The sequence below is a fragment of the uncultured Aquabacterium sp. genome (assembly GCF_913773725.1).
Classification (GTDB): Bacteria; Pseudomonadota; Gammaproteobacteria; order Burkholderiales; family Burkholderiaceae_C; genus Aquabacterium.
In genome coordinates, this window is the sequence record NZ_CAJYGK010000053.1 from 69,518 (window position 1) to 92,483 (window position 22,966).

Sequence of the window (22,966 nt, forward strand, 5' to 3'; positions counted from 1 at the left end):
CTTTTCATGCTGCCTTCAGCATGGCCGTGCGGGGTGCCGGGCGTGGCACCCCGCGCCTGTCGTCAGAACGCGTGCGACAGTCCCACGCCATACACCGTGCGCGACTCTGACGGGAAGCTCTTGCGGGCCAGGTCGACGTAGACGGTGGTGCGCCGGCTCAAGGCATAGCCCGCCATGGCGCCTGCCACGCGCTGAGCCTCGGCGCCGTCGACCTTCACTTTGCCCCAGCCCAGGTTGTAGGTGAATTTGTCCACCGTGTACTGGGCACCGAGCGTGATGGTCTTGGCCACCGAAGGGCCCGCCTTGCTTTCGTTCCAGGCGCCCATCAGCGACACACCCATCACCTTGCCCTTCAAGCCGACAAAGGTGTCGGTGTTGCCCGCACTGTTGCGCCCGCGCGAGAGCATCGCCGAGATGTCATTCGTGCTGTACACCAGCGCGCCGGCGGTGGACCGGGTCTTGTCGCCCGTTCGCTTCTCAGGCGAGCCACTGAGGCTGACCGTGAAACCGCCCACGGTGGGCGAGGTGTAGTAGACGCCATTGTCGATGCGGCCGTATTCGGCCGAGCCGCCATTCGCTTTGGGGTCGGAGGGGTAGTTGTAGTGCCACAGGTCCCAGGCCGGCGAAGCAATGCGGTCAAAGTAGTACCAGGGGTCGAACTTCCAGTCGTTGCTGTACGTGGCATCGAGTGCGCGGCCCAGCTTCACGCTGCCGAAGTCGCCCTTCAGGCCAACAGTGGCTTCGTCATGCCAGAACGGGCGATTGCCCTTCTCGATCGCGCCGGTATCCAACTCCATGCGCGTGCTGAGCCGGAAGAACACGCTGTTGCCGCCGCCCAGGTCTTCGCTGCCGGAAAAGGCCACGTTGCTGCGCCTGATCGTGCCCAGCTGGGTCGTGCCGGTGGTGTCACGAAAAAGCCCGAGATCGAGCAGGCCGCTGATCTTGACGCCTTCCTGGGCGAAAGTGGGCGCCGAGGCCATGGACAGGGCGAGCAGGGTCCACGAGGTGGCTGTCCGGCCACCCCGGTAAAGAGAACACTTCATGTTGAGAACTCCGAAAGAGATGCGTCAGGAGGCGCGCTTCACAGCGCGGCAGACAGCCACTTGCTGACCAATTGAGGGTGGCTGGCGATGTAGGCCGCTGCTTCCTTGTCGTAGCTGCTCGACCGGGCCTTGAACATCACCCCCTCCAGGTCGGACAGAGGGATCTTGAAGTTTCTGATGAACGCAGCGACCTTCGGGAAGTCGGCAGTGAAGCCCTTGCGTGCGAGCGCGTGGATTTCTTCAGCGCCACCCAGCACCTTCTGCGGTTCTTCAAGGTAGCGGATCTTGTACTGCGAGAACAGCCAGTGCGGCGACCAGGTTGTCACCACGATCCACTCGTTCTTTCGCATGGCCCGGTCCAGCGCCGACACCATGGCGGCATCCGAGGCGGTGAGCAGCCGGTAGTCCAGGCCGTAGGCCTTGAGCGCCTGCTCCGATGAGCGCATCAGGCCGGAGCCTGCATCAATGCCCTGGATCTGGCCCTTGAGCTTGTCCTTCACGTCTGGCTTCTTCAGGTCGTCCAGGCTGTTGAGAACGGATTTGGGGATGTAATCGGGCACGGCCCAACCCAGCTTGGCGTCCGTGTAGAGGGCGCCCAGGTCCTCCACGTCTCCTTGCACCTTGTCCCAGTAGCCCTTGTGCGTGTTCGGGAGCCAGGCCATCAGCATCAGATCGATCTGGCCGCGCTGCAGTCCGGCGTATTGCAGGGCGATGTCGGTCATGACCAGTTCGACCTTGGTGGCGAGCTTGGCCTCGATCAATTGTTTGGCCGTGTGGGTGACGGCTTCGGCGTCGGACCATGCGGTCCAGCCTATGCGCAGGGTCTTGGGAGGGGAGGCCAGGACGCCAGGCGCCGCGCTGATGGTCAGCACGGTCGCAGCGCCGCTCAGGAAACGGCGACGGGACAAAGTCGTCATGCGTTTACTCCAGTGATCGGATGTTGAGGGGGGTGGGGCGGGCGTTGTGCGGTGGGGCCGTACAACGTATCTTCACAATAGAAAGCCCACCCGCACCCAACTGGTTGAGATGCGACGAAAGCTGTCCTGCATGCGACGCCACGCTGTCCACACGTCCCTCAGCCGGGGGGCTGGCGACGTCCTGAGCGCCCGGGCCCGCGTGCTGCGCTCAGGCGGCCGAGGCCGGGTGGTCCGCGGCCGCCCGCCCGCCCAACAGCCGCCGCCGCGTCTTCTCGATGTTGTTGCGCAGCGCATAGAGCTCGTCCGCGTGCGCCAGCGGCACCGTGATCTGGCTGGCCACCCGGTCGAGCTCGTCGAGTTCATCGAGCAGTTCGGTGGCGGGCGCCTCGGGGTCGTCCATGCGGAGTTCGACCTCGCGCAGCCGCGCATACCAGCGGAACACGCGCTGCCGCACCCGGTAGGTGTACAGCGGCGGCACCACGCGCGACAGCGGCAGCAACAACACGATCAAGCCGCCGATGACCAGCCACATGCGTTCCAGCAGGTTGCTGGCCCAGAAGGGCAGGTAGCGCTGCCAGAACGGTGGGGTGCCGTTGATGGCGCGGTCGCCTTCGGGGCTGACGGGCAGTTCGCTGGTGCGGGTGTTGGGGAAGTCGCGTGCGCGGTTGAACCAGCCGGCGCCGCCGTGCAGCTGCTGGGCCGTCTGCGCGAACAGCTGGCGCAGCGCAGGGTGGGTGTCCTCGCTGGTCAGCAGCGCGGTGGTGGCCGCCAGCAGGCCGATGTCGTGCGGAGGCAGGTCGCGGGCCAGGTCGACCATGCCGCGCGGCAGCGTGACGGTCTGCAGAAAGGGCAGGCGGCGCGCCAGGGCGTCGGCCTGCGGCAGGTCGGCCAGGGCGATGCCCGGTTCGGTCAACAGGCGCTGCACCACGGGGGATTCGGGTGCGGTCACGAGCACGATGGCATCCAGCCGGCCGGCCAGCAGGGCGCGGGCTGCGGCGTCGGCCGGCTGCTGGCTGAGTTGGAGGGCTTGCGGGGTCAGGCCATTGGCGTCCAGCAACCGGCGCATCAGGTCGGGCACGCCGCTGCCCGGCTGGTCGATGTTGACGCGCAGGCCGCGCAGCTGGGTCAGCGAGGTCAGGGCCGGCGGCGAGGCGGGGGCGGCTGTCGGCTTGCGGCCATGGGGCCACAGGGCGGCCGGACGGTAGAACAGCCAGACGGGCTCGTAGAACAGCGCGCCCAGTGACATCAGGCCGGCGTCGGCATCGGCCCCCAGGTCGTCGCTGCCGCCGCGCACGAAGGCCACATCGGCTTCGCCGTCCCGCAGTGCCTGCAGGTTGGCGGCCGTGCCTTCGGTGGCGAGCAAACGCACGCGGATGCCGTCGCGCGCCAGGGCATCGGCATAGCGCTGGCCAAAGGCGGCATAGGCACTGCCAGCCGGGCCGGTGGCCAGCGTGACGGTGCGCGGCGGTTGCGGATCCAGCCACCAGTAGGCCGCCGCCAGCAGCCCCCCTGCCAGCAGCAGCACGGGGCCGGCCGAGGCCAGCATGTCGCGCACGGACAGCACCCACAGACGGATGGCGAGCCGCAGACGTTGGGTCACAGGGGGGCGGTGGTCGGCCATGGGCACAGGGAGGAGGTCGGTTCGGACCATCCGATTCTAGGCAGGGCTGCTGGCCGGTTGAGGCATGCTTGGGGTTGGTGCAGTTTGTCCTTGTCCATCCATGTCCCAGCTTCATACGTTTTTTGCGGTGGTGTCCGCCATCGTCCTGTTCGTCTACGGGCTGCAAGGCTTCAGCCGGGAGTTGCGTGCGGTGGGCGGCGAGGCACTGCAGAGCTGGTTGAGCCGGGTCACCGGCAACCGGTGGGCGGGGTTTGGCGTGGGCGCGGTGGCCACCGCCGTGTTGCAGTCCAGCAGCGCCGTGACCTCGCTGACGGCCTCGCTGGTCGACGCGGGCGTGATCTCGTTTCGGGCCAGCCTGGGCGTGCTGCTGGGGGCCAACGTCGGCACCACGGCGACCGCCTGGCTGGTGTCCTTCAAGCTGACCGGCATCGGGCCCTTCTTCATCGTGCTGGGCACCCTGATGTCGGTCCTGCCGGCGCGGGTGCGGGTGGCCGGTCAGTCGGTCTTCTATTTCGGGCTGATCTTTTTTGCGCTGGATCTGATTTCGGCCACCCTCAAGCCCCTGCAGAACGAGCCGGCATTCGTGTCGGCGCTGGCGCTGGCCAGCGTGCCGCTGCTGGGCGTGCTGGCCGGCCTGTTGCTGACCGCGGTGATCCAGTCCAGCAGCGTCACCACCGGTCTGGCCATCCTGCTGGTGCAGCAGGGCACCCTGCCTGCGGAAGCCGCGGTGCCCATCGTCATCGGCGCCAACGTCGGCTCGACCTCGACCGCGCTGATCGCCAGCCTGGGCATGGGCGCCACCGCGCGCTCGACCGCGCAGGCGAACTTCCTGTTCAACCTGCTGGGCATGCTCGCTTTCTTCCCCTTCCTGCCGCTGTTTGCCGAAACGGTGGTGCGGCAGGCGGGCGATCCCGGCATGGCCGTGGCCTGGGCCCATCTGGTCTTCAACCTCACCCTGGCCTTCGTCTGCCTGACTGGCTTCAACGTGATCGAACCGCGCCTGCGGCGGTGGCTGGCCCCACGCTGATCCCCCGAGAGGGGCGCCAGCCGCGTCCCGGGCCCCCGATATAGTGCAGCGCAGAACAAACGATCGGGAAGGATTGCAGATGCGCGGGTCATGGCAGACCAGGGGCGGCCGATGGGCCGCGGCCGTGCAGGGGCGGGCGTGGACGGCGGTGCTGGCGGCGCTGGGCGTGGTCTCGGTGGTGGTGGCCACGCAGGTGCTGGCCACCACGGTGCAGACCATGTCGCCCCAGGGCGAGGTGGCCAAGGTGCGCCAGGCCCGGGTCACCTTTTCGGACCCGATGGTGAAGTTCGGCGACCCGCGTCTGCCGGCGCCGGCCCAGGTGCGTTGCCGCAACGAGAGCCCCCTGACGGGCAGCGGCCGCTGGGTGGACGACCGGACCTGGGTGTACGACTTCACGCAGGACGTGCCGGCCGGCACGCGGTGCGACGTGAGCCTGAACACCGGCCTGGCCTCGCTGGCCGGGCAGGCCGTGACCGGCAGCAAGGCCTTTGCCTTCAGCACCGGCGGGCCGGCCGTCGTGCGCGCCTACCCGAGTGCCGACAGCGGCAACGAGATCGAAGAGGAACAGGTCTTTGCGCTGCTGCTCAATGGCGCCGCCACGCGGGCCAGCATCGAGCAGCGGGCCTACTGCGAGGTCAGCGGCGTGGCCGAGCGCCTGCCCGTCAAGGTGGTGGACGGCGCGGTGCGCAACGACATCCTGAAAGCGGTGGACCTGACCGCGCAGCAGGCCCGCGTGGTGACGGTGCAGTGCGGCCGCCCGCTGCCGCCGGACGCCCAGGTGAAGCTGGTGTGGGCCAAGGGCATTGCCACGCCGTCGGGCGTGGGCAGCTCGGCCGACCGGGTGCTGAGCTACCGCGTGCGCCCGCCGTTCACGGCCAGCTTCACCTGCGAGCGGGTGAACGCCCGCAGTGACTGCCTGCCCATCCGGCCGATGCGCATCGAGTTCTCGTCGCCCGTGCCGCGCAAGCTGGCCGAACGCATCGTGTTGAAAACGCCGGACGGGGAGCGCAAGCCGGTGGTCGAGCAACACCGGGGCGAGGTGCAGGAGCGCCTGGTGAGCGCCGACAGCGGCGGCCTCCGCCGGTGGTTCTACTTCTTCACGCGCAACAAGGGCAGCACCGGCATCGACCCGGACGAAAGCGGCGTGAGCGCGGTCGTCTTCCAGCCGGGCTTCCCCGAGAACGCCGCCGTGCGCATCGAGCTGCCGGCAGGCTTCAAGGACGATGCCGGCCGCACGCTGGGCAATGCCTCGGCCTTTCCGCTGCAGACGCGCACGGCCGATGCGCCGCCGCTGGCCAAGTTCCCGAAGGCGACCTTCGGCGTGCTGGAGCTCAATGCCGAACCCACGTTGCCGGTGACGGTGCGCCATGTCGAGGGCGACCTGGCCATCAAGGGCCTGCAGGCCGGCGTGCGCGACCTGAAGGTGGCGGACGACGCGGCCATCATCGCGTGGCTGGCGCGCGTCAAGCGCTACGACGAGCGCCGCCTGCAGCGCAAGGACGTGGAGGCAGAACTGGGCGTGCGCCTGCCGCCGCCGCCCCAGCCGAAAGCCAAGCGCCCGGTGAAGCGCCGGGATGACGCCGACAGCTGGGAAGACGACCGCCGCGAGGACGACCCGAATTGGGTGCAGACCCGCACCGTGAGCCTGCTGGCGCGCGAGAAGGCCGCCACCAGCCTGAAGCTGCCCACCTCGCAGCGCACCGAGCCACACCCCTTCGAGGTGATCGGCATTCCGATGCCGCAGCCGGGCTTCCACGTGGTCGAGATCGCCTCGCCGCGCCTGGGCCAGGCCTTGCTGGACCGCAACGCGCCCATGTACGTGCGCACCAGCGTGCTGGTGACCAACCTGGGCGTGCACTTCAAGTGGGGGGCGGCCAACTCGGGCGTGTGGGTGACCACGCTCGACAAGGCCCAGCCGGTGCCGGACGCCGCCGTGCAGGTCTCGGACTGCCTGGGCCGGGTGGTGTGGCGCGGCCGGACCGACCGCCAGGGCTTTGCGCTGGTGAACGAGGCGCTGCCTCGCATGGACTGGTCGTCGTGCGATGCCGGCGAGACAGGCCGCGAAGTGGGCTACTTCGTCAGTGCGCGCAAGACCGACGCCCAGGGCCGTGCCGACATGGCCTTCGTGTGGTCGACCTGGAACGAGGGCATCGAGGCCTGGCGCTTCCACGTGAACCAGGATTACAGCGAAGAGACCGAGCCCGTGCGCTATCACACGGTGATGGACCGCACCCTGCTGCGTGCCGGGCAGACCGTGTCGATGCAGCACCATGCGCGGGCCGAGCGGCTGCGCGGCCTGCGCCTGCCGACGGCGGACGAGCTGCCCTCGGAAGGCCGCATCGTGCACGAGGGCTCGGGCCAGGAGTTCAGTTTCACACTGAACTGGCGCGGCCGGCGCCATGCCGAAACCACCTTCGCCATTCCGGAAGACGCCAAGCTGGGCGTGTATGCCGTGCAGATGCCGCACGGGCCGCATGGCGGGTATGTGCAGACCGGGTCGTTCCGCGTCGAAGAATTCCGCCTGCCCGTGATGACCGGGCGCCTGATGGGACCGAAGGGCGCGCTGGTGCAACCGCGCGACGTGCCGCTGGGCCTGCAGATCAACTATGGCAACGGCGGCGGCGCCAGCGGCCTGCCGGTGCGCGTGTCGGCCCAGCTGGGCGATACCGACGTGCAGGCGGCCTTGCGCACGCAGCGCTTCCCGGGCTTCCGCTTCGAGCCACCGCGCGAGCCGCGCTCGCAGGCAGAACGCAGCTTCTTCTCGGATGATCGGGTCGACGAGGACGACGAGGAGAACGCCCTGCACCCGCGCGACGGCAGCGCGCGGCTGGTGGCCGACAAGCTGGCCGTCACGCTGGACGCCAAGGGCGCCGGCAAGGTGACGCTGCCCGGCCTGCCCGCGGTGACGCGGCCGCAGCAGCTGCTGGTGCAGGCCACCTACGCCGACCCGAACGGCGAGGTGCAGACGCTGAGCCAGTCGCTGCCGGTGTGGCCTTCCGCCGTGGTGCTGGGCGTGCGCACGGATTCGTGGGTGTCGGTCAAGCAGAAGGTGGCCACGCAGGTGCTGGCGCTGGACACCCAGGGCGTGCCGCAGGCCGGCGTGAGCGTGACCGTGAAGGCGGTGGCTCACCGGACGAGCTCCACCCGCAAGCGGCTGGTGGGCGGCTTCTACGCCTACGACAACCAGAACGCCGACGAGGACCTGGGCACGGTCTGCCGTGGCACGAGCGACGCCCGCGGCCTGGTGCTGTGCGAGGTCGAGATGAAGCAGGCCGGCGAGATCGAACTGATCGCCGAAGCCAAGGATGCAGGCGGCCACCTGGCACGCTCGGCCGCGTCGGTGTGGGTCACGCGGCAGGGCGAAGTCTGGTTCGGCGGCGACAACCAGGACCGCATGGACCTGATTCCCGAGCGCCGGCAGTACGAGGCCGGGCAGGTCGCGAAGTTCCAGGTGCGCAGTCCCTTCCGCCAGGCCACCGCGCTGATCGCCATCGAGCGCAACGGCATCCTCGAAACTTTCACGGTGCAGTTGAACGGGCAGGACCCGACGATCGAGGTGCCGGTGAAGGCCGAGTGGGCGCCCAATGTGTACGTGTCGGTGCTGGCCGTGCGCGGCCGCATCCGCGAGGTGCCCTGGTATTCCTTCTTCACCTGGGGCTGGCGCGCGCCCAGCGAGTGGTGGCAGGCATGGCGCAACGAAGGCCAGCAGTACCAGGAGCCGACCGCGATGGTCGACCTCTCCAAGCCCGCCTTCAAGTACGGCATTGCCGAGATCGAGGTGGGCCACAAGGCGCACACGCTGAAGGTGGACGTGCAGCCCGACAAGCCGAGCTACCCGGTGCGCGGCACCAGCCTGGTCCGCGTGAAGGTGACGCTGCCCGATGGCAAGCCCGTGCCGGCCGGCACCGAGGTGGCGCTGGCGGCCGTGGACGAGGCCCTGCTGGAGCTGCAGCCCAACGACAGCTGGGACCTGATGAAGGCCATGATCCAGCCCCGGGCCTATGGCGTCGAGACCGCCACGGCGCAGATGCAGATCATCGGCAAGCGGCACTATGGCCGCAAGGCCGTCCCCACCGGCGGGGGCGGCGGCGATTTTCCCACCCGCGAGCTGTTCGACACGCTGCTGCTGTGGAACCCGCGCGTGGTGCTCGACGCCCGCGGTGAGGCCCTGGTCAAGGTGCCGCTGAACGATGCGCTCACGAGCTTCCGCATCGTCGTGGTGGCCGATGCCGTGCAGGGCGACAACGCCGCGCTGTTCGGCAAGGGGCAGGCGCAGATCCGCGCCACGCAGGACCTGCAGATCCTGTCGGGGGTGCCGCCGCTGGTGCGCGAGGGCGACCAGTACCGCGCCATGTTCACACTGCGGAACACGACGGCCCAGGCCATGGACGTGGTGCTGCAGGGCCAGGCCGGCGGGCCGCTGCCCGAGCAGCGCCTGCGCATCGAGCCCAACGCTGCGGCCGAGGCGGGCTGGGACATCACCGTGCCCTACAACGTGGCGCAGCTGGCCTGGCAGGTGAGCGCGAAGGCCACGGGCAGCACCGGGGCGCAGGACCGCATGGCCTTCACGCAGAAGGTGGTGCCTGCCGTGCCGGTCACGGTGCAGCAGGCCACGCTGATGCAGCTCGACAAGGCAGCGGGCATCCCGATCGCCCCGCCGCTGAAAGCGCTGCCCGATGGCAACGGCGCGCTGCGCGGCGGCATCGAGGTGGCGCTCAAGCCGCGGCTGGCCGATGGCCTGCCCGGCGTGCGCGAGTTCTTCGCTCGCTACCCCTGGAGCTGCCTGGAGCAGCGCACCTCGGTGGCCATCGGCCTGCGTGACGCGGCCTACTGGCAGAGCATCGCCAGCCAGATCCCGCTGTACCTCGATGAAGACGGCCTGGCGAACTACTTCCCGCCCTCGTCCGGCATGCCGCGCACCGGCAGCGACAGCCTGACCGCCTACCTGCTGGCCATCACCGACGAGGCCAGCCGGCTGGGCTACGACTTCCGCATCCCGGCCGACACGCGCGAGAAGATGGAGCGCGGCCTGATTGCCTTTGTCGAAGGGCAGATCAAGCGCGACTTCTGGGCGCCCGCCTTCCTGAAGAACGGCGACCTGGACGTGCGCAAGCTGGCGGCGCTCGAAGCCCTGAGCCGCACGGGCCGCGTGCTGCCGCGCATGCTGGGCTCGATCCAGATCCTGCCCAACCAGTGGCCAACCGGCGCGGTGATCGACTGGCTGATGGTGCTGCAGCGCGTGAAGGACATCCCCGAGCGCGACAAGCGGCTGGCCGAGGCCGAGCAGATCCTGCGTGCGCGCCTGAACGTGCAGGGCACGCGGCTGGGCTTCTCGACCGAGCGCGACGACAGCTGGTGGTGGCTGATGGCCAACGGCGACGTCAACAGCGTGCGCATGCTGCTGGGCGCGATGGACCGCCCGGGCTGGGCCGACGACATGCCGCGCCTGATGACCGGCACGCTGCAACGCCAGCAGCGCGGGCACTGGTCGACCACGGTGGCCAATGCCTGGGGCAGCGTGGCGGTCGAGGCCTTCTCGAAGCGCTTCGAGAAGGAGCCCGTGACCGGCAGCACCCGCGCGCTGTTCGAGATGCCGGTGGCCGGTGGCGCGCCGGTGCCCAGCGGCGAAGCACGCGTGCTGAACTGGTCCGGCCAGGCGGCGGGCGGCACGCTGGCGCTGGGCTGGCCGCGCGGCTTTGCGGTGGGCGGCAACAAGGCCGACACCACTGTGCGCGTGACGCACGATGGCACGGGCAAGCCGTGGGTGACCTTCACCAGCAAGGCCGCGGTGCCCGTGCAGGTGCCGTTCAGCTCGGGCTACCGCCTCACCAAGACGGTGACGCCGGTGGAGCAGAAGGTGAAAGGCCAGTACAGCCGCGGCGACGTGCTGCGCGTGCGGCTCGACATCGACGTGCAGGCCGATGCGACCTGGGTGGTGCTCAACGACCCGGTGCCGGGCGGGGCGACGATTCTGGGCAGCGGCCTCGGCCGCGACAGCGCCATCGACACCGCCAGCGAGCAGGAAGACGACCGCGGCTGGCTGGCCTACAAGGAGCGCAGCTTCGAGGCCTACCGCGCCTATTACCGCTACCTGCCGAAGGGCCGCTTCCAGGTCGAGTACACGGTGCGCCTCAACAACCCGGGCACCTTCGGCCTGCCGCAGACGCGCATGGAAGCCATGTACGCGCCCGAGATGTTCGGCGAGGCGCCCAACGCGCCGGTGGTGGTGAAGCCATGACCCACCGCGGGCCGCGGTGGGGGCGGTGCCCGCGGCAGGCGTGGCGCTGGGCGGCCCTGTGCGGCGCGCTGTGGGCCCTGCCCGTGCAGGCCCTGCCCCGCTTTGACGAGGTCAAGGCCGCCTACCGCGCCTCGGACACGGTGGTGGAAGACCGCCGTGGCGTGCCGCTGCAGGCCGTGCGCACCGACCCCACGCAGCTTCGCGGCGCGTGGGTGCCGTTGACCGAGGTGTCGCCGGCCTTGCGAACCGCCCTGCTGCTGTCCGAAGACCGGCGCTTCTACGAGCACGCCGGCGTCGACTGGCAGGCCGTGGGCGCGGCGGCCTGGGGCAACCTGTGGAACAGCCGCACGCGCGGCGCCTCCACCGTGACCATGCAGCTGGCCGGCCTGCTGGACGAAGATCTGGCCATGCCCGGTGGCGGCCGACAGTCGCGCTCGGGCGTGGCCAAGCTGGGCCAGGCGGCCACCGCGCTGCGGCTGGAGCGCCAGTGGCGCAAGGACCAGATCCTGGAGGCCTACCTGAACCTGGTGGGCTTTCGGGGCGAGGTGGTGGGCATCGGTGCGCTGTCGGCGCGGCTGTTCCAGAAATACCCCTCGGGCCTGAACCACGACGAGGCGGCCATCGTGGCCGCGCTGGTGCGCGCGCCGAATGCCCCGGCGCGACGGGTGGCCGACCGCGCCTGTGCGCTGCTGCGCGAGCAGAAGCTGGCGCCTAATTGCAGCGCGCTGGCCACCTACACCGCGCAGCGGCTGGCGTTGCGCCACAGCGAACGCCTGGACGCGGACGCGCAACTGGCCCCGCACCTGGCGCGGCGGGTGCTGGCGGGCATCGCCGGCCCCACGCCGCCCGCGCGCGTGAGGACCACGCTGGACGCCGGCTTGCAGCGCTTTGCCCGCGACACGCTGCGCCTGCGGCTGCGCGAGCTGCGCAACCGGCACGTCGAGGACGGCGCGGTGGTGGTGCTGGACAACGCCACGGGCGAGGTGCGCGCCTGGGTGGGGTCGAGCGGCGGCGGGCTGTCGCAGGCGGCCGAGGTGGATGGCGTGAGCGCCTTGCGCCAGGCCGGCTCCACGCTCAAGCCCTTTCTCTATGGCCAGGCGATCGAGCAACGCTGGCTGACCGCCGCCTCGGTGCTGGACGACTCGCCCGTGGGCCTCAACACCGGCGCGGGGCTCTACATCCCGCAGAACTACGACCACCGGCACAAGGGTCCGGTGTCGGTGCGCACGGCGCTGGGCTCGTCGCTGAACGTGCCGGCGGTGCGGGCGCTCGTGCTGGTCACGCCCGAGCGCTTCGCCCAGCGGCTGACGGCGCTCGGCCTGCCGCTGACGCACCGCGGCGACCACTATGGCTACAGCCTGGCGCTGGGCTCGGCCGAGGTCTCGCTCGTGTCCCTGACCAACGCCTACCGGGCGCTGGCGCAGGGGGGGCTGTACAGCCCGTGGCGCGCCGTCAGCGCTGCCGTGGGCGATGGGAAGCCGGTGTCCGCGCCCGTGGTGCGCGTGATGGACGCGGCCGCCGCCTACATCGTGGCCGACGTGCTCGCCGACCGGGAAGCGCGCGTGCCGACCTTCGGCCTGGCCAACGCGCTGACGGCGCGCTACTGGGCGGCCGCCAAGACGGGCACCAGCAAGGACATGCGCGACAACTGGTGCGTGGGCTTTTCGAAGCGCTTCACGGTGGGCGTGTGGGTCGGCAATGCCGATGGCGAGCCGATGTGGGGCGTGTCGGGCACCACGGGCGCCGCCCCCGTGTGGCGCGCGGTGATGGACGAGCTGCACCGGCGCCATCCCGATCCGCAGGCGCACCGAGCGCCCCCGCCCCCTGCCGGGCTGGTGCAGCAGGCCGTGCACTTCGAAGGCGGCCTGGAGGCGGCGCGCAACGAGTGGTTCGTGGCCGGCACCGAGCAGGCCGAGATCCGCCTGGCCAGCGCGCGGGGTGTGGCTCACACTCTGATCCAGTCGCCGGGCGATGGGACGATTTACGCGCTTGATCCGGACATCCCCCTGCACGCGCAGAAGCTGATGTTCAAGGGCGTGGACGGCCTGCCCGCGCGCTGGGCCTGGCGGCTCGATGGCCGCCGCCTGGGCCCGGCGGGCGACCGGGCCTGGCCGATGTGGCCCGGCAAGCACGTGCTCGAACTGGTGGACGAGCGGCAGGCCGTGCGCGCCACCGCCCGCTTCGAGGTGCGGGGTGCGCAAGTTCGCGCCCCTGCGCCCTCACCCGCCCGGCGCTGACCGCTCAGAGTTTCTGCAGCGCCTCGTTGGCTTCGGTGAGCCCCTTGCCGGCCGCCTGCTGCAGATAGCGCCGTGCGGCGCGCACATCGCGCCGCGTGTCCTCGCCCTTGGCCAGCTTGTTGCCCAGCATCAGCGCCGCATGGGCGTGGCCCTTGTCGGCCGCCTGCGTCAGCACGCGCAGGCCCTGCCGGGCGTCATGCAGCGGGCTCTGCTCGGCCAGCAGGATGCGCGCCTGCCAGTAGCGTGCTTCCACCAGCCCCTTGTCGGCGGCGCGGTCCAGGTCCTGCGCTGCGGCGCGGATGTCGTCGGGCAGCGCTTCCTGGTTGAGCAGCTGCACGGCCTTGGCGGCCTGCCACAGGCTGCTTTCACGGGCCTGCGGGGCGGCCTGCTCCAGCAGGCGGGCGGCGCCGGCCACGTCCTTCGTGGCCCCGCCCGCGCCCAGCAGCTTCTGCCACGCCAGGATGAGCTGGGCCTGCGTCTGCCCCGCCTGGGCCTGCTCTTCGAGCACGGCTTCGGCCGGGTAGGTGCGCAGGCGCAGGTCGGGCTCGAACTGCATCGGCCACTGCGCCAGCAGCATCTGCGCATCGGCGCGGGCCTGCTGCAGCGTGTGGTGCTGGCGCACGAAGGGCAGCATGCCCGTGCCGACCAGGGCCAGCCACACGGCCACCGGGGCGGCCACGCCCATGCCGATGCGCCAGCGCTTGACGCTGCCGTTGGCCTTGAGCTGTTCAAGGACGCGGCGACCGAAATCGCCGTCGAAATGGCGGGCGATGCGGCGACGCGTTGTCCACTCGAGTGCCAACCACGCGAGCGCGCCACCGCCCAGGCTCCAGAGCACGGGCTGCCAGACGCCCGGGGCGGGCCAGCCGGTGCCGTACAGCGCGCCGGCGGCCAGCGCGGTCAGCCCGCACAGGTAGACGGCTGGCTCGGTCAGCTCCGAGCCGTACAGCCGGGCCAGGGCGGTGCGCAACGCGGTGGTGGCCCGGGCCACGTAAGCCTGGTCGACCAGGCCCTTGAAATGGGTCTCGACGGCGGCGGCGGCATCCTCCGGGCTGGCCTTGGCATCGGCCACCCGCTCGGCGATCAGCATGTTGAGCTCGGAGCGCAGGAAGTCGGCCGTGGTGTCGAGCAGGTCGCTGCCACGGTGGCGCCGCCAGCGTGCCGAGCCGGCCACGCGGGCTTCGAGGGTGGCCAGGTCATCGGCCAGCATGTGGCCAGCGATGTTCTCGAAGCTGAACACGCGGGCCTCGGGCCCGAAGCCGTACAGCACGAAGTCGTCGTCGCTGGCGCGCAGGCTGGCGCGGCGCACGTCCAGGCGCAGGCGGTGCCGGGTTTCGAGGGCCTGGCCCTGCACGCTGTGCAGCACGTCCAGCAGGGCGCCCAGCTGAGGCATGTCTTCGCGCGGCACCTTGTGCTCGACCAGGGCGCGCAGCGTCTCGTCGGGCGTCACAACGGACAGGGTTTCGTCGTGCACCACCTCGGCGGTGATGGTGCCGCGCACGTGCTGGATGCCCGAGGCCAGGCAGCCAGGGCAGTCGATGCGGCCGGTGGCATGGCAGCGCGCACAGTCGATGTGGCCTTTGCCGAAGCAGCCGCTGCAGCTGATCTTGCCGTCGTAGCCGCAGTGGTAGCACGTGGTGCGCCCGCTGCTGGAGCACGCCGAGCAGCTGCGGTAGACCGTCTGGTAGCTCGTGACGTAGCTGTTGCTGCTGTGGTTCCAGGTCTGCTGGCTGACCTGTTCCGTCCACGATCCCCGGCCGCCGCAGCTGCTGCACGACAGGTGCTTGGTGCCGTGGCACGAATAGCAGTTGATCTTGCCGGCGCCAAAGCAGGCGTGGCAGTTGGTGTGACCCACGCCGGAGCAGGATGGGCACGAGACCTGGCAGGCGCCGCTGCACTGGTGGCAGGTGTGCTCGTAGCCGACGGTGCCTGGCGCACGCAGGAAGCCGGCTGAGCGAGGCATCAGCCGCCGGTAGCTGCCGACCTGCTCGTTGGCCCAGGCCTGCAGGGCCCGCGGGGCTTCCTCCTGGGCCCGTGCGAGTCGCTCGGACAGGTCCTGCCGGAAGCCGTACTCGCCGGGGTGCTTGTCGGTGCCGGCTGGCAGCCGCGCGGGGCCGGTGTGAACGCTTTCCGAGAAGCTCACGAACTGATCTACCGTGATCTCCACGGGCAGACCGTAGGTCTCCTCTGGCGCGGTCTGTGTCAGGTCCGCGGCGTCGAAGCGCGTGACGGGCTCGATGTGCGCAGCGACCACGCCCAGCACGAGGCCGGGCGGGTGGGCGGGATCGGCCGCCGGTGCGGTGGCCGGGGCTTCGGCGGTGGAGGTCTGTTCGCTCATGGCGCGGCCACCCCGTCGCAGAAGGCGGCCGGCTGGCCATCGATGATGGCGCCGCTGGGCAGCAGGCCCGTGGTGCGCCGTGCTTCGCGCAGGGCGCGGGCGTGTTCGGCGTCGGCGCCCAGGTGGTAGGTGAACACGGGGATGCCGAGGTCGCGGGCCAGGGGCAACAGGCGCGGATTGGCTGCCAGCGTGTTGATGTCGACGTGCACGCCGACGGGCTTGCCGATCTCCTGCTGCAGGCGGCGCAGCCAGGCGTCGTCGAGCACAGGCGGCTGAAGCCGGCTGGCGCTGTTGCGGGTGGCCGGATTCTGGCGGGCCAGCGCCTGGGGATCGAGCACGATCAGGCCCAGGTAGCCTGCCGGGTCGACCTGGCGGGCGCATTGCAGTTGCCGGCGCTCGATGGCGGTCAGGAACCAGTTGCCATCCGGCAGGCCGCGGTGCAATGTGGCCACCGCCTGCTGGGCGGCGTCGCAGCGGCTGTTGCTCTGCTTGAGTTCGACATTGAGTACCTTGTCCCGGTCGTCATCGCGCAGCTTGTCGAGCACTGCGCTCAGAAAGGGCGCGGGCTCGCGCGTGACGCGCCCTGCACGGTCCTTCAGCAGCACCTCCTTCCATGCGGCGCTGGACAGGTCCTGAACACGGCGGCCGCTCAGGGTCGTGGTGCGACCCACCTGCAGGTCGTGGTGCAGCACCCAATGGCCATCGGCCAGCTGCTGGATGTCGATCTCGGCGCCATCCCAGGGGCCATCGAAGGCCCGCACGATGGCGCTCTGGGCGTTCTCGGGCGCATCGGGGGTGCCCCGGTGGGCGTGCAACGCCATGCCTTGGCAGGTGGCCTGGGCCAGGACAGGTGCCAGCAGGGCGAGCGTCAGGCTCAGACGGCGAGCCAGCCTGCGGGGCTCAAGGGTTGGGAGGCACATAGCCATAGGTGATGCCGCCCAGCAGGCGGGTGCGAACGAGTTCATTGACGGGGTAGCCATAGCCCTGGCCCACCGCCACCACATGCAGGGCGTTGCCCAGAAGCCGGCCACGCACATTGAGACCGTCGGGCTGCGCGTAGCCGTCGCGCACCTGGTCGCGCATGTAGGCGTACAGGCGGCTTTCGGTGACAGGGTTGTCGATCCAGCTCAGGGTCAGCCAGACCAGGGCCAGCACGGCAATGGGCGTGGCCCATAGGAAGCGGGCGCGTGCCTGCCAAGCGGGCACGGCCGCCACCGTGAGCGAGAGCAGCAGGTAGCTCAGCTTGGCGAGGTGGCCCACGGCACCCAGCAACGAGAAGAACAGCGCCACCGGCGGCACGATGGCTGCACGCGCGGCGTCCAGCCCCCGGTCGGCCAGCGGGCGGCCGTCGGCAAAGTCTTCAACCGGCGCGTCGTAGCGGGTCAGTTCCTCGCGGGCGATCTTGTCCACCAGGGGCTGGAAGACCTCGCGCTGGAACGCGGCACCATCCCGGTAGCCGGGCTGCAGCACGATGCCGGCGGGCAGGTGCAGCTTGTCACGCAGCTCGGCCTGCACGCCGGGGTGGGCGAAGAAGGCGGGCCAGCCCAGGCCCGGCGGGATGCGCCGGCCCTTGACGGTCAGGCCCTGGGCGCCGGCGCGATCGGCCTTGCGGCGCACCTGCGTGGCCACGGCCTCGCGGAAGGTCGCCTCGTCGGCCAGGTCCCAGCTGGCCGGCACGGGCACACGCTGGCGCACCTTGCGCCGCACGGCATCCTGGGCCCCGCCCGGCACGGTCGAGGGTGTCCAGCCGCGCCGGCCCAGGTCGCGCAGGTAGTCGCCCCAGGCCTGATCCTGGCGGCGTGCCACTTCGTCGTCCATGTCGCCGGCGCCGGGCATGCGGGCATAACGTCGCCACTGGTCCTGCGTCTTGTTCACGGCCTCGACGTAGCGGCCGTAGTAGCCGGCCGGCCCGCCCAGCGACTGCTCGACCTGGCGGCGGATCAGCGTGAGCTTGGCGTCGTGGATCTTCTCGTCGAGCCGGTCGACCGAGGCCGCCATCACGGGAAACTGCGCCAGAAAGGCCTTGCCGGCCGGCTGCCCGAACAGACCGGCGTCGTCGGTGAGGCCATCGAGCTCGACGCGACCCTCCACCAGCGCGCGCTGGACCAGCACGATGTTGAGGCTGGCACGGCGAAACGACGGGCTGCTGGTCGCCACGAGCTGCTCGACCAGGGTCTGCAGCGAGCCATAGACCACGCCCCCCGACAGCGCACACCAGAAGGCGATGGCGATGAAGCTGGGCGTGCGCCGCCCCGAGCGCTGCCTGCGTCCGAGCAGCACCTGCAGCACCACGAGCGACACGGCCACGCCGGACAGGCTGCGGCCGAACACCTCGATGCGGTGGAGCTGGTCCGTGGTCGGCGCGCCCCCGACCACGTCCAGCAGGCGGGCGTTGAAGGCGAGCTCGAAGCAGAGGTAGAGCGCCGTCAGCAGCGCGATGAAGACGGTCTGTCCGCGGGTCATGTCAGTTGTCCAGCACGATGCGGACGGGCTTCTGTTCCTGTGCCGGGAAGTTCATCGCGCCGGCAGGCGCCGGGCCGGCCACGCGCGTGGGGTTGCTGCTGCCCCCCGAGCCCGCAGCGGCCGGCGTCCGCCGGGCCGGGGTGGTGCTGGCCGTTGCGGGCGCCGCGGTGTTGCGCGCCGTGCCGGAGGGTGCGGGCGCCGGGCCGGTCGCCGCGGCCCGCGTGCCGCTGGGCCGCTCGGTCGTGGGGGCACTGGGCAGGCCAGGTTGATGGCGTGCCGCGGTGCGCGGCAGGGGGCCCGCGGCGGCGGCGGGGGCGCCGGGGGGCGGGCCGGCGTAGTCCGCACGCAGCAGGCGTGCGTCCTGGTAGGTGAAGCGGATGGTCTTGTTCGGGTAGGCGAAGTCGAAGGTGGCCGCGTCGGCATAGGTGTTGACGACGGGCACGGTGTTGCAGTCCCCGAAGTCCCAGGCCAGCACCTCGGCGCCCTGCAACGAGATCAGGTGCGTCTTGAAATTGCAGTTGCGTTCGGCCTTGTCGAGCACGATGAGCGTGCGGCCGTTGACCAGGCTCACCGACTGCACCTTGACGGTGGTGGCCTTGTCCAGCGGGATCACGCGCAGGTACTTCTGCAACTTGATCGAGTACTGACCGTTGAGCACCCGCAACCGCGCTTCGCTGCCATCCGGCATGCGGAAGGCATCGACCGTCTGGCCGAATAGTTCGGCGTTGTCCACCTGAAACTGCAGGCGCCCCTGGCGATCGGGCTGGACGGCGCAGGCGGTCAGCAGCGTGGTGGCAGCCAGGAGCCAGGCGGCCCGCAAAGGGGGAATCGGAAACCGGCAGGTCATCTCGGGACGGGGCAGAAAGGTTTTGAAACACATGCTACAGGATGATGTGCCGGGCACCTTGCGTGACAGGCGTCACGCCGAACGTGTGGGAAACCGGGAGGAACCTGCCTGTTCCATCGATTGCGGCGCCGTCCCCGGCGGTATGCTGGCCGGATGTTCCACCTGGATGCAGACCGTCACCAGATCCGCGCCCTTGTTGTCGACAGCAACCCTTTGTCGCGCAGCATCCTGGTGTCGCAGCTGCGCGAGTACGGCATCCACAACATCCAGCAAGTGGGCCGTGCGCAGGACGCCCGCAAGCGCCTCGAGGTCAGTCCGTATGACCTCGTGGTGTGCGAGTACCACTTCGACCGCACGCAGTACACCGGCCGCGATCTGCTCGATGACCTGCGCCAGAAGGGCCTGTTGCCCCTGTCGACCACCTTCGTGATGGTGACGGGCGAGGCGAGTTACGGCTGTGTGGCCGAGGCCGCCGAGGCCGCGCTGGACGGCTACCTGCTCAAGCCCTACACCGCCAATGCGCTGATGGAGCGCATCGTGCTGGCCCGTCTGCGCAAGCGCGAGCTCAAGACCATCTTCGACGCCATCGAGGCCAACCGCATGGACGAGGCGGCCGAGCTGTGCCTGCAGCATTTCGAGGAGCGCAAGCCCTACTGGCTGTACACCGCACGCATCGGCGCCGAGATCTCCATCAGCCAGGGGCGCATCGAGATGGCGCAGCACCTGTACGAGGTCGTCACGAAGGAGCGGGCGCTGCCGTGGGCCCGGCTCGGCATCGCCCGCGTGCAGGGTGCGGAAGGTCACCTGCAGGAGGCCCGCACCACGCTCGAGAACCTGATTGCCGACCACAAGTCGTATGCCGACGCGTACGACGTGATGGGCAAGGTGCAGCTCAACCAGGGCGAGATGGACGGGGCCTACGAGACCTTTGCCATGGCGTGCGAGATCACGCCCTCGTCCATCGTGCGGCTGCAGAAGGCGGGGCTGATGGCCTTGTACACGGGGCGCAAGGCCCAGGCCGAGCGCCTGATGGAGCGGGTGGTGCGCATCGGGGCGGGCTCGAGGATGTTCGACCCGATCGCCATGGTGGTGCTGTCGTTCTGCAAGTACCTGGGTGACGACGACCGCACGCTGCAGCGCTGTGCCGACGACCTGACGCGGGCCCTGAGCAAGGACCCGCTGAACCTGCGGCTCAAGCGCTTTGCCGACACGGTGCAGGCCCTGATCCTGTGCCAGCGCAAGCGCACCTCCGACCTGGCGCCGCTGCTGGAGGAAATGGTGCGCGACCTGATGTCGCCTGCCGGCGATTTCGAGGCGGCCACCAACATGGTGACGCTGTTGGGCCTGATCGCCGAGCGGGTGTCGAACCGCGACTTCGCCGACCGCACCGTCAGCGCCATCGGGGCGCGTTTCTGTTCCTCGCGCGTGACGCTGGACGTGCTCAGCGGCGCGGCCGAGCTCGACACGCACAAGGAGTTGCTGCGTGCGGCCTACCAGGCCGTCAATGCGCGCGTGCAGGCGGCCATGGCCCTGAGCCTGGAAGGCAAGCAGGAGGCCGCGGTGCGCGCGCTGATCGCCGGAGCCAACGAGACGCGCAACCCGCGCTTTGTCGAAACCGCCGAGGGCGCGCTCAAGCGCCATGGTGCGCGCATCAAGGCCGCGGCCGAACTGGGCGAGGTGATCGAGGCGTTGAAGGTGGCCCTGCTGCCGGCGGCGTTCAAGGACCCGACCGCCGGGGGGCGCGAGCCCGGCAGCTTTCCCATCGTGGGTCGATCGGCCGTCACCGCGCCTGCATGAAGCCACATTGCCAACGCTGACGTCCGTCCTGGTGGCGAAGCGCTGGCGTAACCTGTGGTCATGCCCTGGCTTGTCAAACACCCCCGCTCCGTGCGCTCGCCTGCCGGCCTTGAATGGCGCATCTGGCGCCTTTTGCCCCGTGTGCTGCTGGTGGGCACAGCCGTGCTCCTGCTGGTGGCCGGGGTCGCGTGGTGGCTGGCCCCGCCGACCGACGCCAGTGGTGCGCACGACCCCGACACGCTGCGCCTGGTCTTCATCCTGATCGGCGGCATGGTGCTGCACTGGACCCTGGTGCTGACCGTGGCCATCGGCTGCGCCATCGTCATGCTGATGAAGGGCCCCACCTACGTGGCCGACCCCTATCCGCTGCCCGACAGCGACACACCGTATCCGGGGCTGCGTCGCAAGGACTAGCATCGCGGGCATGCGTGTGCCCGCCCCGCCCTCGTCGTCTTCCCCGCTGTTGCTGCTGGCCGGTCTGTACGCGGCTCAGGGGCTGCCCTACGGCTTCTTCACGCTGGCCCTGCCCGTGCTGATGCGCGAGGCCGGCTGGTCGCTGACCGCGCTGGGCTTTCTGCAGTTCCTGGCCGCGCCCTGGGTGCTCAAGCTGCTGTGGGCCCCCTGGGTGGACCACCACGGTGCGCGCCGCACCTGGCTGCTGTCGATGCAGCTGGCGTCCTGTGCGCTGGCGCTGGCCATGGCATGGCTGGGCTTTCACGAAGGCAGCGTGGCGCTGTTCGTCGCCGTGTTCGTCTTCAACCTCTTTGCCGCCACGCAGGACGTGGCCACCGACGGGCTGGCGGTGCGCTTGCTGAGCGCCAGCCAGCGCGGGGTGGCCAACGGCATCCAGGTCGGCGCCTACCGCTTCGGCATGGTGCTGGGCGGTGGGCTGCTGTTGTGGGTGTTTGCGCGCACGGGCTGGACGGTGACCTTTCTGGGCATGGCGGCCTTGCTGGCCCTGCTGACGCTGCCGGTGTGGCGCATGCGCGAGCCCGCTGCCATCGCGCCTGCGCCGCAGCCGGACGATCGCCCCCGCGGCCGGCAGCTTGCGTGGTTGTGGCTGAGCCGGGCGCTGCGCCCGGGCGTGCTGACGCTGGCCGGACTGATCTTCTGCTTTCGTTTTGGCGACCAGATGGGGGCCGGCCTCATCACGCCCTTTCTGCTGGACCAGGGGCTGGACAAGGCCGACCTGGCGCTGCTGAAAGGCACGGTCGGGTCGGGCACCAGCCTGCTCGGGGCCGCGCTGGGTGGGGCCTTGATGCTGCGGGTGGGCCGGCGCACGGCCCTGCTGGGCAGCGGCATGCTGCAGGCCGCCGTGTATGCGCTGTACGTGGCCGCCGCGCTGGGCGTGGGCGGGCTGCCGCTGCTGTGGGGCGCGACCATGCTGGAAGGCGTCATCGGCACGATGGTGACCGTGGCGCTGTTCTCGCTGATGATGGATGCGGCCGACCCGGCCCACGCCGGCACGGACTACACCCTGCTGGGCAGCGTGGGGGTGTCCCTGGCGGCCCTGGGCAGCGTGGCGGGCGGGCTGGTGGGTGACACGCTGGGCTATGCCTGGGCTTTTGGCGCTGGCGCGCTCGTGTCGCTGGCAGGCCTGCTGGCGCTGGTGCGCTGGCTGGACGCCCACCCCGTCAACGCGCGGGTGCGCGAAGCGTGGTGAGCGCGCTGTGCCTCAGCGGGCGGCGCCGAACACCTTCTGAAGCAGGGCGCTGCCGGTGCCGACCGGATCCTGACGGATCTTGCGTTCTTCCTCGCCGATGATGGTGTAGAGGCCGTCGAGCGTCTTGCCCGTCACATACCGGGCCACACTGGCTTCTTCCGGCTTGACCAGGCCCGCAGCCGAGGCCTTGCTGGCGATGCGGTCGTAGGCCTTGGTGGCGCCCACTTGCTCGGTGGTCTGGGTGACGACGGGCAGGAACTTCTCGCCCAGCGGGGCGCGGGTCTTGTCGGCAAAGAAGGTGGTGACGGCGTTGTCGCCGCCGGTCAGGATCTTCTTGGCGTCGCTGACGCTCATGGACTTGACCGCGCCGACCAGCAGGTCCTGCCCCGGCGGCACCGCGGCTTCGGCGGCCCGGTTCATCGAGGTCACGAGTTCGTCGACGCGTTTGCCCTGGCCCGTCATCTTCAGCAGGCGGGCGGCGTCTTCGAGGTAGCCCGGCAGCGGGATGCGCACCTTGGGGTTGTCGAGAAACCCGCCGCTGCGCCCCAGCAGGCCGACCGCCGCCAGCGCACCCTTTTCCAGCGCGGCCTTCACGCCGGCACTGGCGTCCTGGTTGCTGAGGTCGGCGAGCGACAGGGCCAGGGCCTGGCGGGTGGCGGCCAGCACGAGCAGGGCCACGGAAGACTGAGCGAGGAAGAGGCGGCGTGACATGAAGGCCACTGTAGCGCGGGCGCGCCCGGTTGGGGGCCTGTCGGCATGACCCGATTGCGGGGCC

At 70.3% G+C, this 22,966-nt stretch carries 14 protein-coding genes; 6 read left to right on the forward strand and 8 right to left on the reverse strand.

Translation table 11 applies throughout. From position 1 onward, the window contains the following. Positions 1 to 62: 62 nt before the first annotated feature. The 3 genes from QZ709_RS06210 to QZ709_RS06220 all read right to left on the reverse strand — a co-directional run bounded on the left by QZ709_RS06210 (position 63) and on the right by QZ709_RS06220 (position 3,581). Positions 63 to 1,043, reverse strand: coding sequence for a porin (locus QZ709_RS06210; RefSeq protein WP_294636387.1), 981 nt, complete (start codon positions 1,041 to 1,043; stop codon positions 63 to 65). Positions 1,044 to 1,081: 38 nt separating this feature from the next. After that, positions 1,082 to 1,960 carry a glycine betaine ABC transporter substrate-binding protein gene (locus tag QZ709_RS06215; RefSeq protein WP_294636388.1) on the reverse strand — a complete coding sequence of 293 codons (879 nt, stop codon included), beginning with the start codon at positions 1,958 to 1,960 and terminating at the stop codon, positions 1,082 to 1,084. Positions 1,961 to 2,168: 208 nt separating this feature from the next. Further along, complete coding sequence (locus QZ709_RS06220) at positions 2,169 to 3,581, reverse strand: TAXI family TRAP transporter solute-binding subunit (protein WP_294636389.1); 1,413 nt, start codon at positions 3,579 to 3,581, stop codon at positions 2,169 to 2,171. A gap of 100 nt (positions 3,582 to 3,681) precedes the next feature. On the opposite strand from QZ709_RS06220, the gene QZ709_RS06225 reads away from it, so the two are divergent. From QZ709_RS06225 to pbpC, 3 genes are all read left to right on the forward strand, one after another. Next, complete coding sequence (locus tag QZ709_RS06225; protein WP_294636390.1) at positions 3,682 to 4,608, forward strand: Na/Pi symporter; 927 nt, start codon at positions 3,682 to 3,684, stop codon at positions 4,606 to 4,608. A 79-nt stretch (positions 4,609 to 4,687) separates the two neighbouring features. Next, the gene (locus QZ709_RS06230; protein ID WP_294636391.1) at positions 4,688 to 10,846 is read left to right on the forward strand and encodes an MG2 domain-containing protein; all 6,159 of its coding nucleotides are present in this window, start codon (positions 4,688 to 4,690) and stop codon (positions 10,844 to 10,846) included. Then, the gene (pbpC, locus tag QZ709_RS06235; RefSeq protein ID WP_294636392.1) at positions 10,843 to 13,083 is read left to right on the forward strand and encodes a penicillin-binding protein 1C; all 2,241 of its coding nucleotides are present in this window, start codon (positions 10,843 to 10,845) and stop codon (positions 13,081 to 13,083) included. Before QZ709_RS06230 ends, pbpC begins: the two co-directional genes overlap by 4 nt. Before the next feature lie 4 nt (positions 13,084 to 13,087). On the opposite strand, the gene QZ709_RS06240 is transcribed toward pbpC, so the two are convergent. The 4 genes from QZ709_RS06240 to QZ709_RS06255 are packed head-to-tail and all read right to left on the reverse strand — an operon-like array spanning position 13,088 to position 18,764. Continuing rightward, positions 13,088 to 15,421 carry a hypothetical protein gene (locus tag QZ709_RS06240; RefSeq protein ID WP_294636393.1) on the reverse strand — a complete coding sequence of 778 codons (2,334 nt, stop codon included), beginning with the start codon at positions 15,419 to 15,421 and terminating at the stop codon, positions 13,088 to 13,090. Continuing rightward, on the reverse strand, positions 15,418 to 16,341 hold the full coding sequence (locus tag QZ709_RS06245; RefSeq protein ID WP_294636394.1) for a glycerophosphodiester phosphodiesterase family protein: 924 nt from the start codon (positions 16,339 to 16,341) through the stop codon (positions 15,418 to 15,420). The genes QZ709_RS06240 and QZ709_RS06245 overlap by 4 nt, the downstream gene beginning before the upstream one ends. Continuing rightward, positions 16,322 to 17,884: a hypothetical protein gene (locus QZ709_RS06250; RefSeq protein ID WP_294636395.1), complete on the reverse strand. Its 1,563-nt coding sequence runs from the start codon at positions 17,882 to 17,884 to the stop codon at positions 16,322 to 16,324. Before QZ709_RS06250 ends, QZ709_RS06245 begins: the two co-directional genes overlap by 20 nt. 1 nt (position 17,885) lies before the next feature. After that, positions 17,886 to 18,764, reverse strand: coding sequence for a hypothetical protein (locus QZ709_RS06255; RefSeq protein ID WP_294636396.1), 879 nt, complete (start codon positions 18,762 to 18,764; stop codon positions 17,886 to 17,888). Positions 18,765 to 18,884: 120 nt separating this feature from the next. Between QZ709_RS06255 and QZ709_RS06260 the strand changes: the two genes are divergently transcribed. From QZ709_RS06260 to QZ709_RS06270, 3 genes are read left to right on the forward strand one after another with little or no spacing between them, the layout of a single operon-like run. Next, positions 18,885 to 20,528, forward strand: coding sequence for a response regulator (locus QZ709_RS06260; protein WP_294636397.1), 1,644 nt, complete (start codon positions 18,885 to 18,887; stop codon positions 20,526 to 20,528). Between the two features lie 60 nt (positions 20,529 to 20,588). After that, complete coding sequence (locus QZ709_RS06265; RefSeq protein WP_294636398.1) at positions 20,589 to 20,942, forward strand: hypothetical protein; 354 nt, start codon at positions 20,589 to 20,591, stop codon at positions 20,940 to 20,942. A 10-nt stretch (positions 20,943 to 20,952) separates the two neighbouring features. Continuing rightward, a complete protein-coding gene (locus QZ709_RS06270) occupies positions 20,953 to 22,191 on the forward strand; it encodes an MFS transporter (RefSeq protein ID WP_294636399.1) in 1,239 nt (412 codons plus the stop codon). 12 nt (positions 22,192 to 22,203) lie between these two features. Here QZ709_RS06270 and QZ709_RS06275 read toward each other — a convergent pair whose 3' ends face one another. Continuing rightward, positions 22,204 to 22,902: a DUF4197 domain-containing protein gene (locus QZ709_RS06275; protein ID WP_294636400.1), complete on the reverse strand. Its 699-nt coding sequence runs from the start codon at positions 22,900 to 22,902 to the stop codon at positions 22,204 to 22,206. Positions 22,903 to 22,966 lie beyond the last annotated feature (64 nt).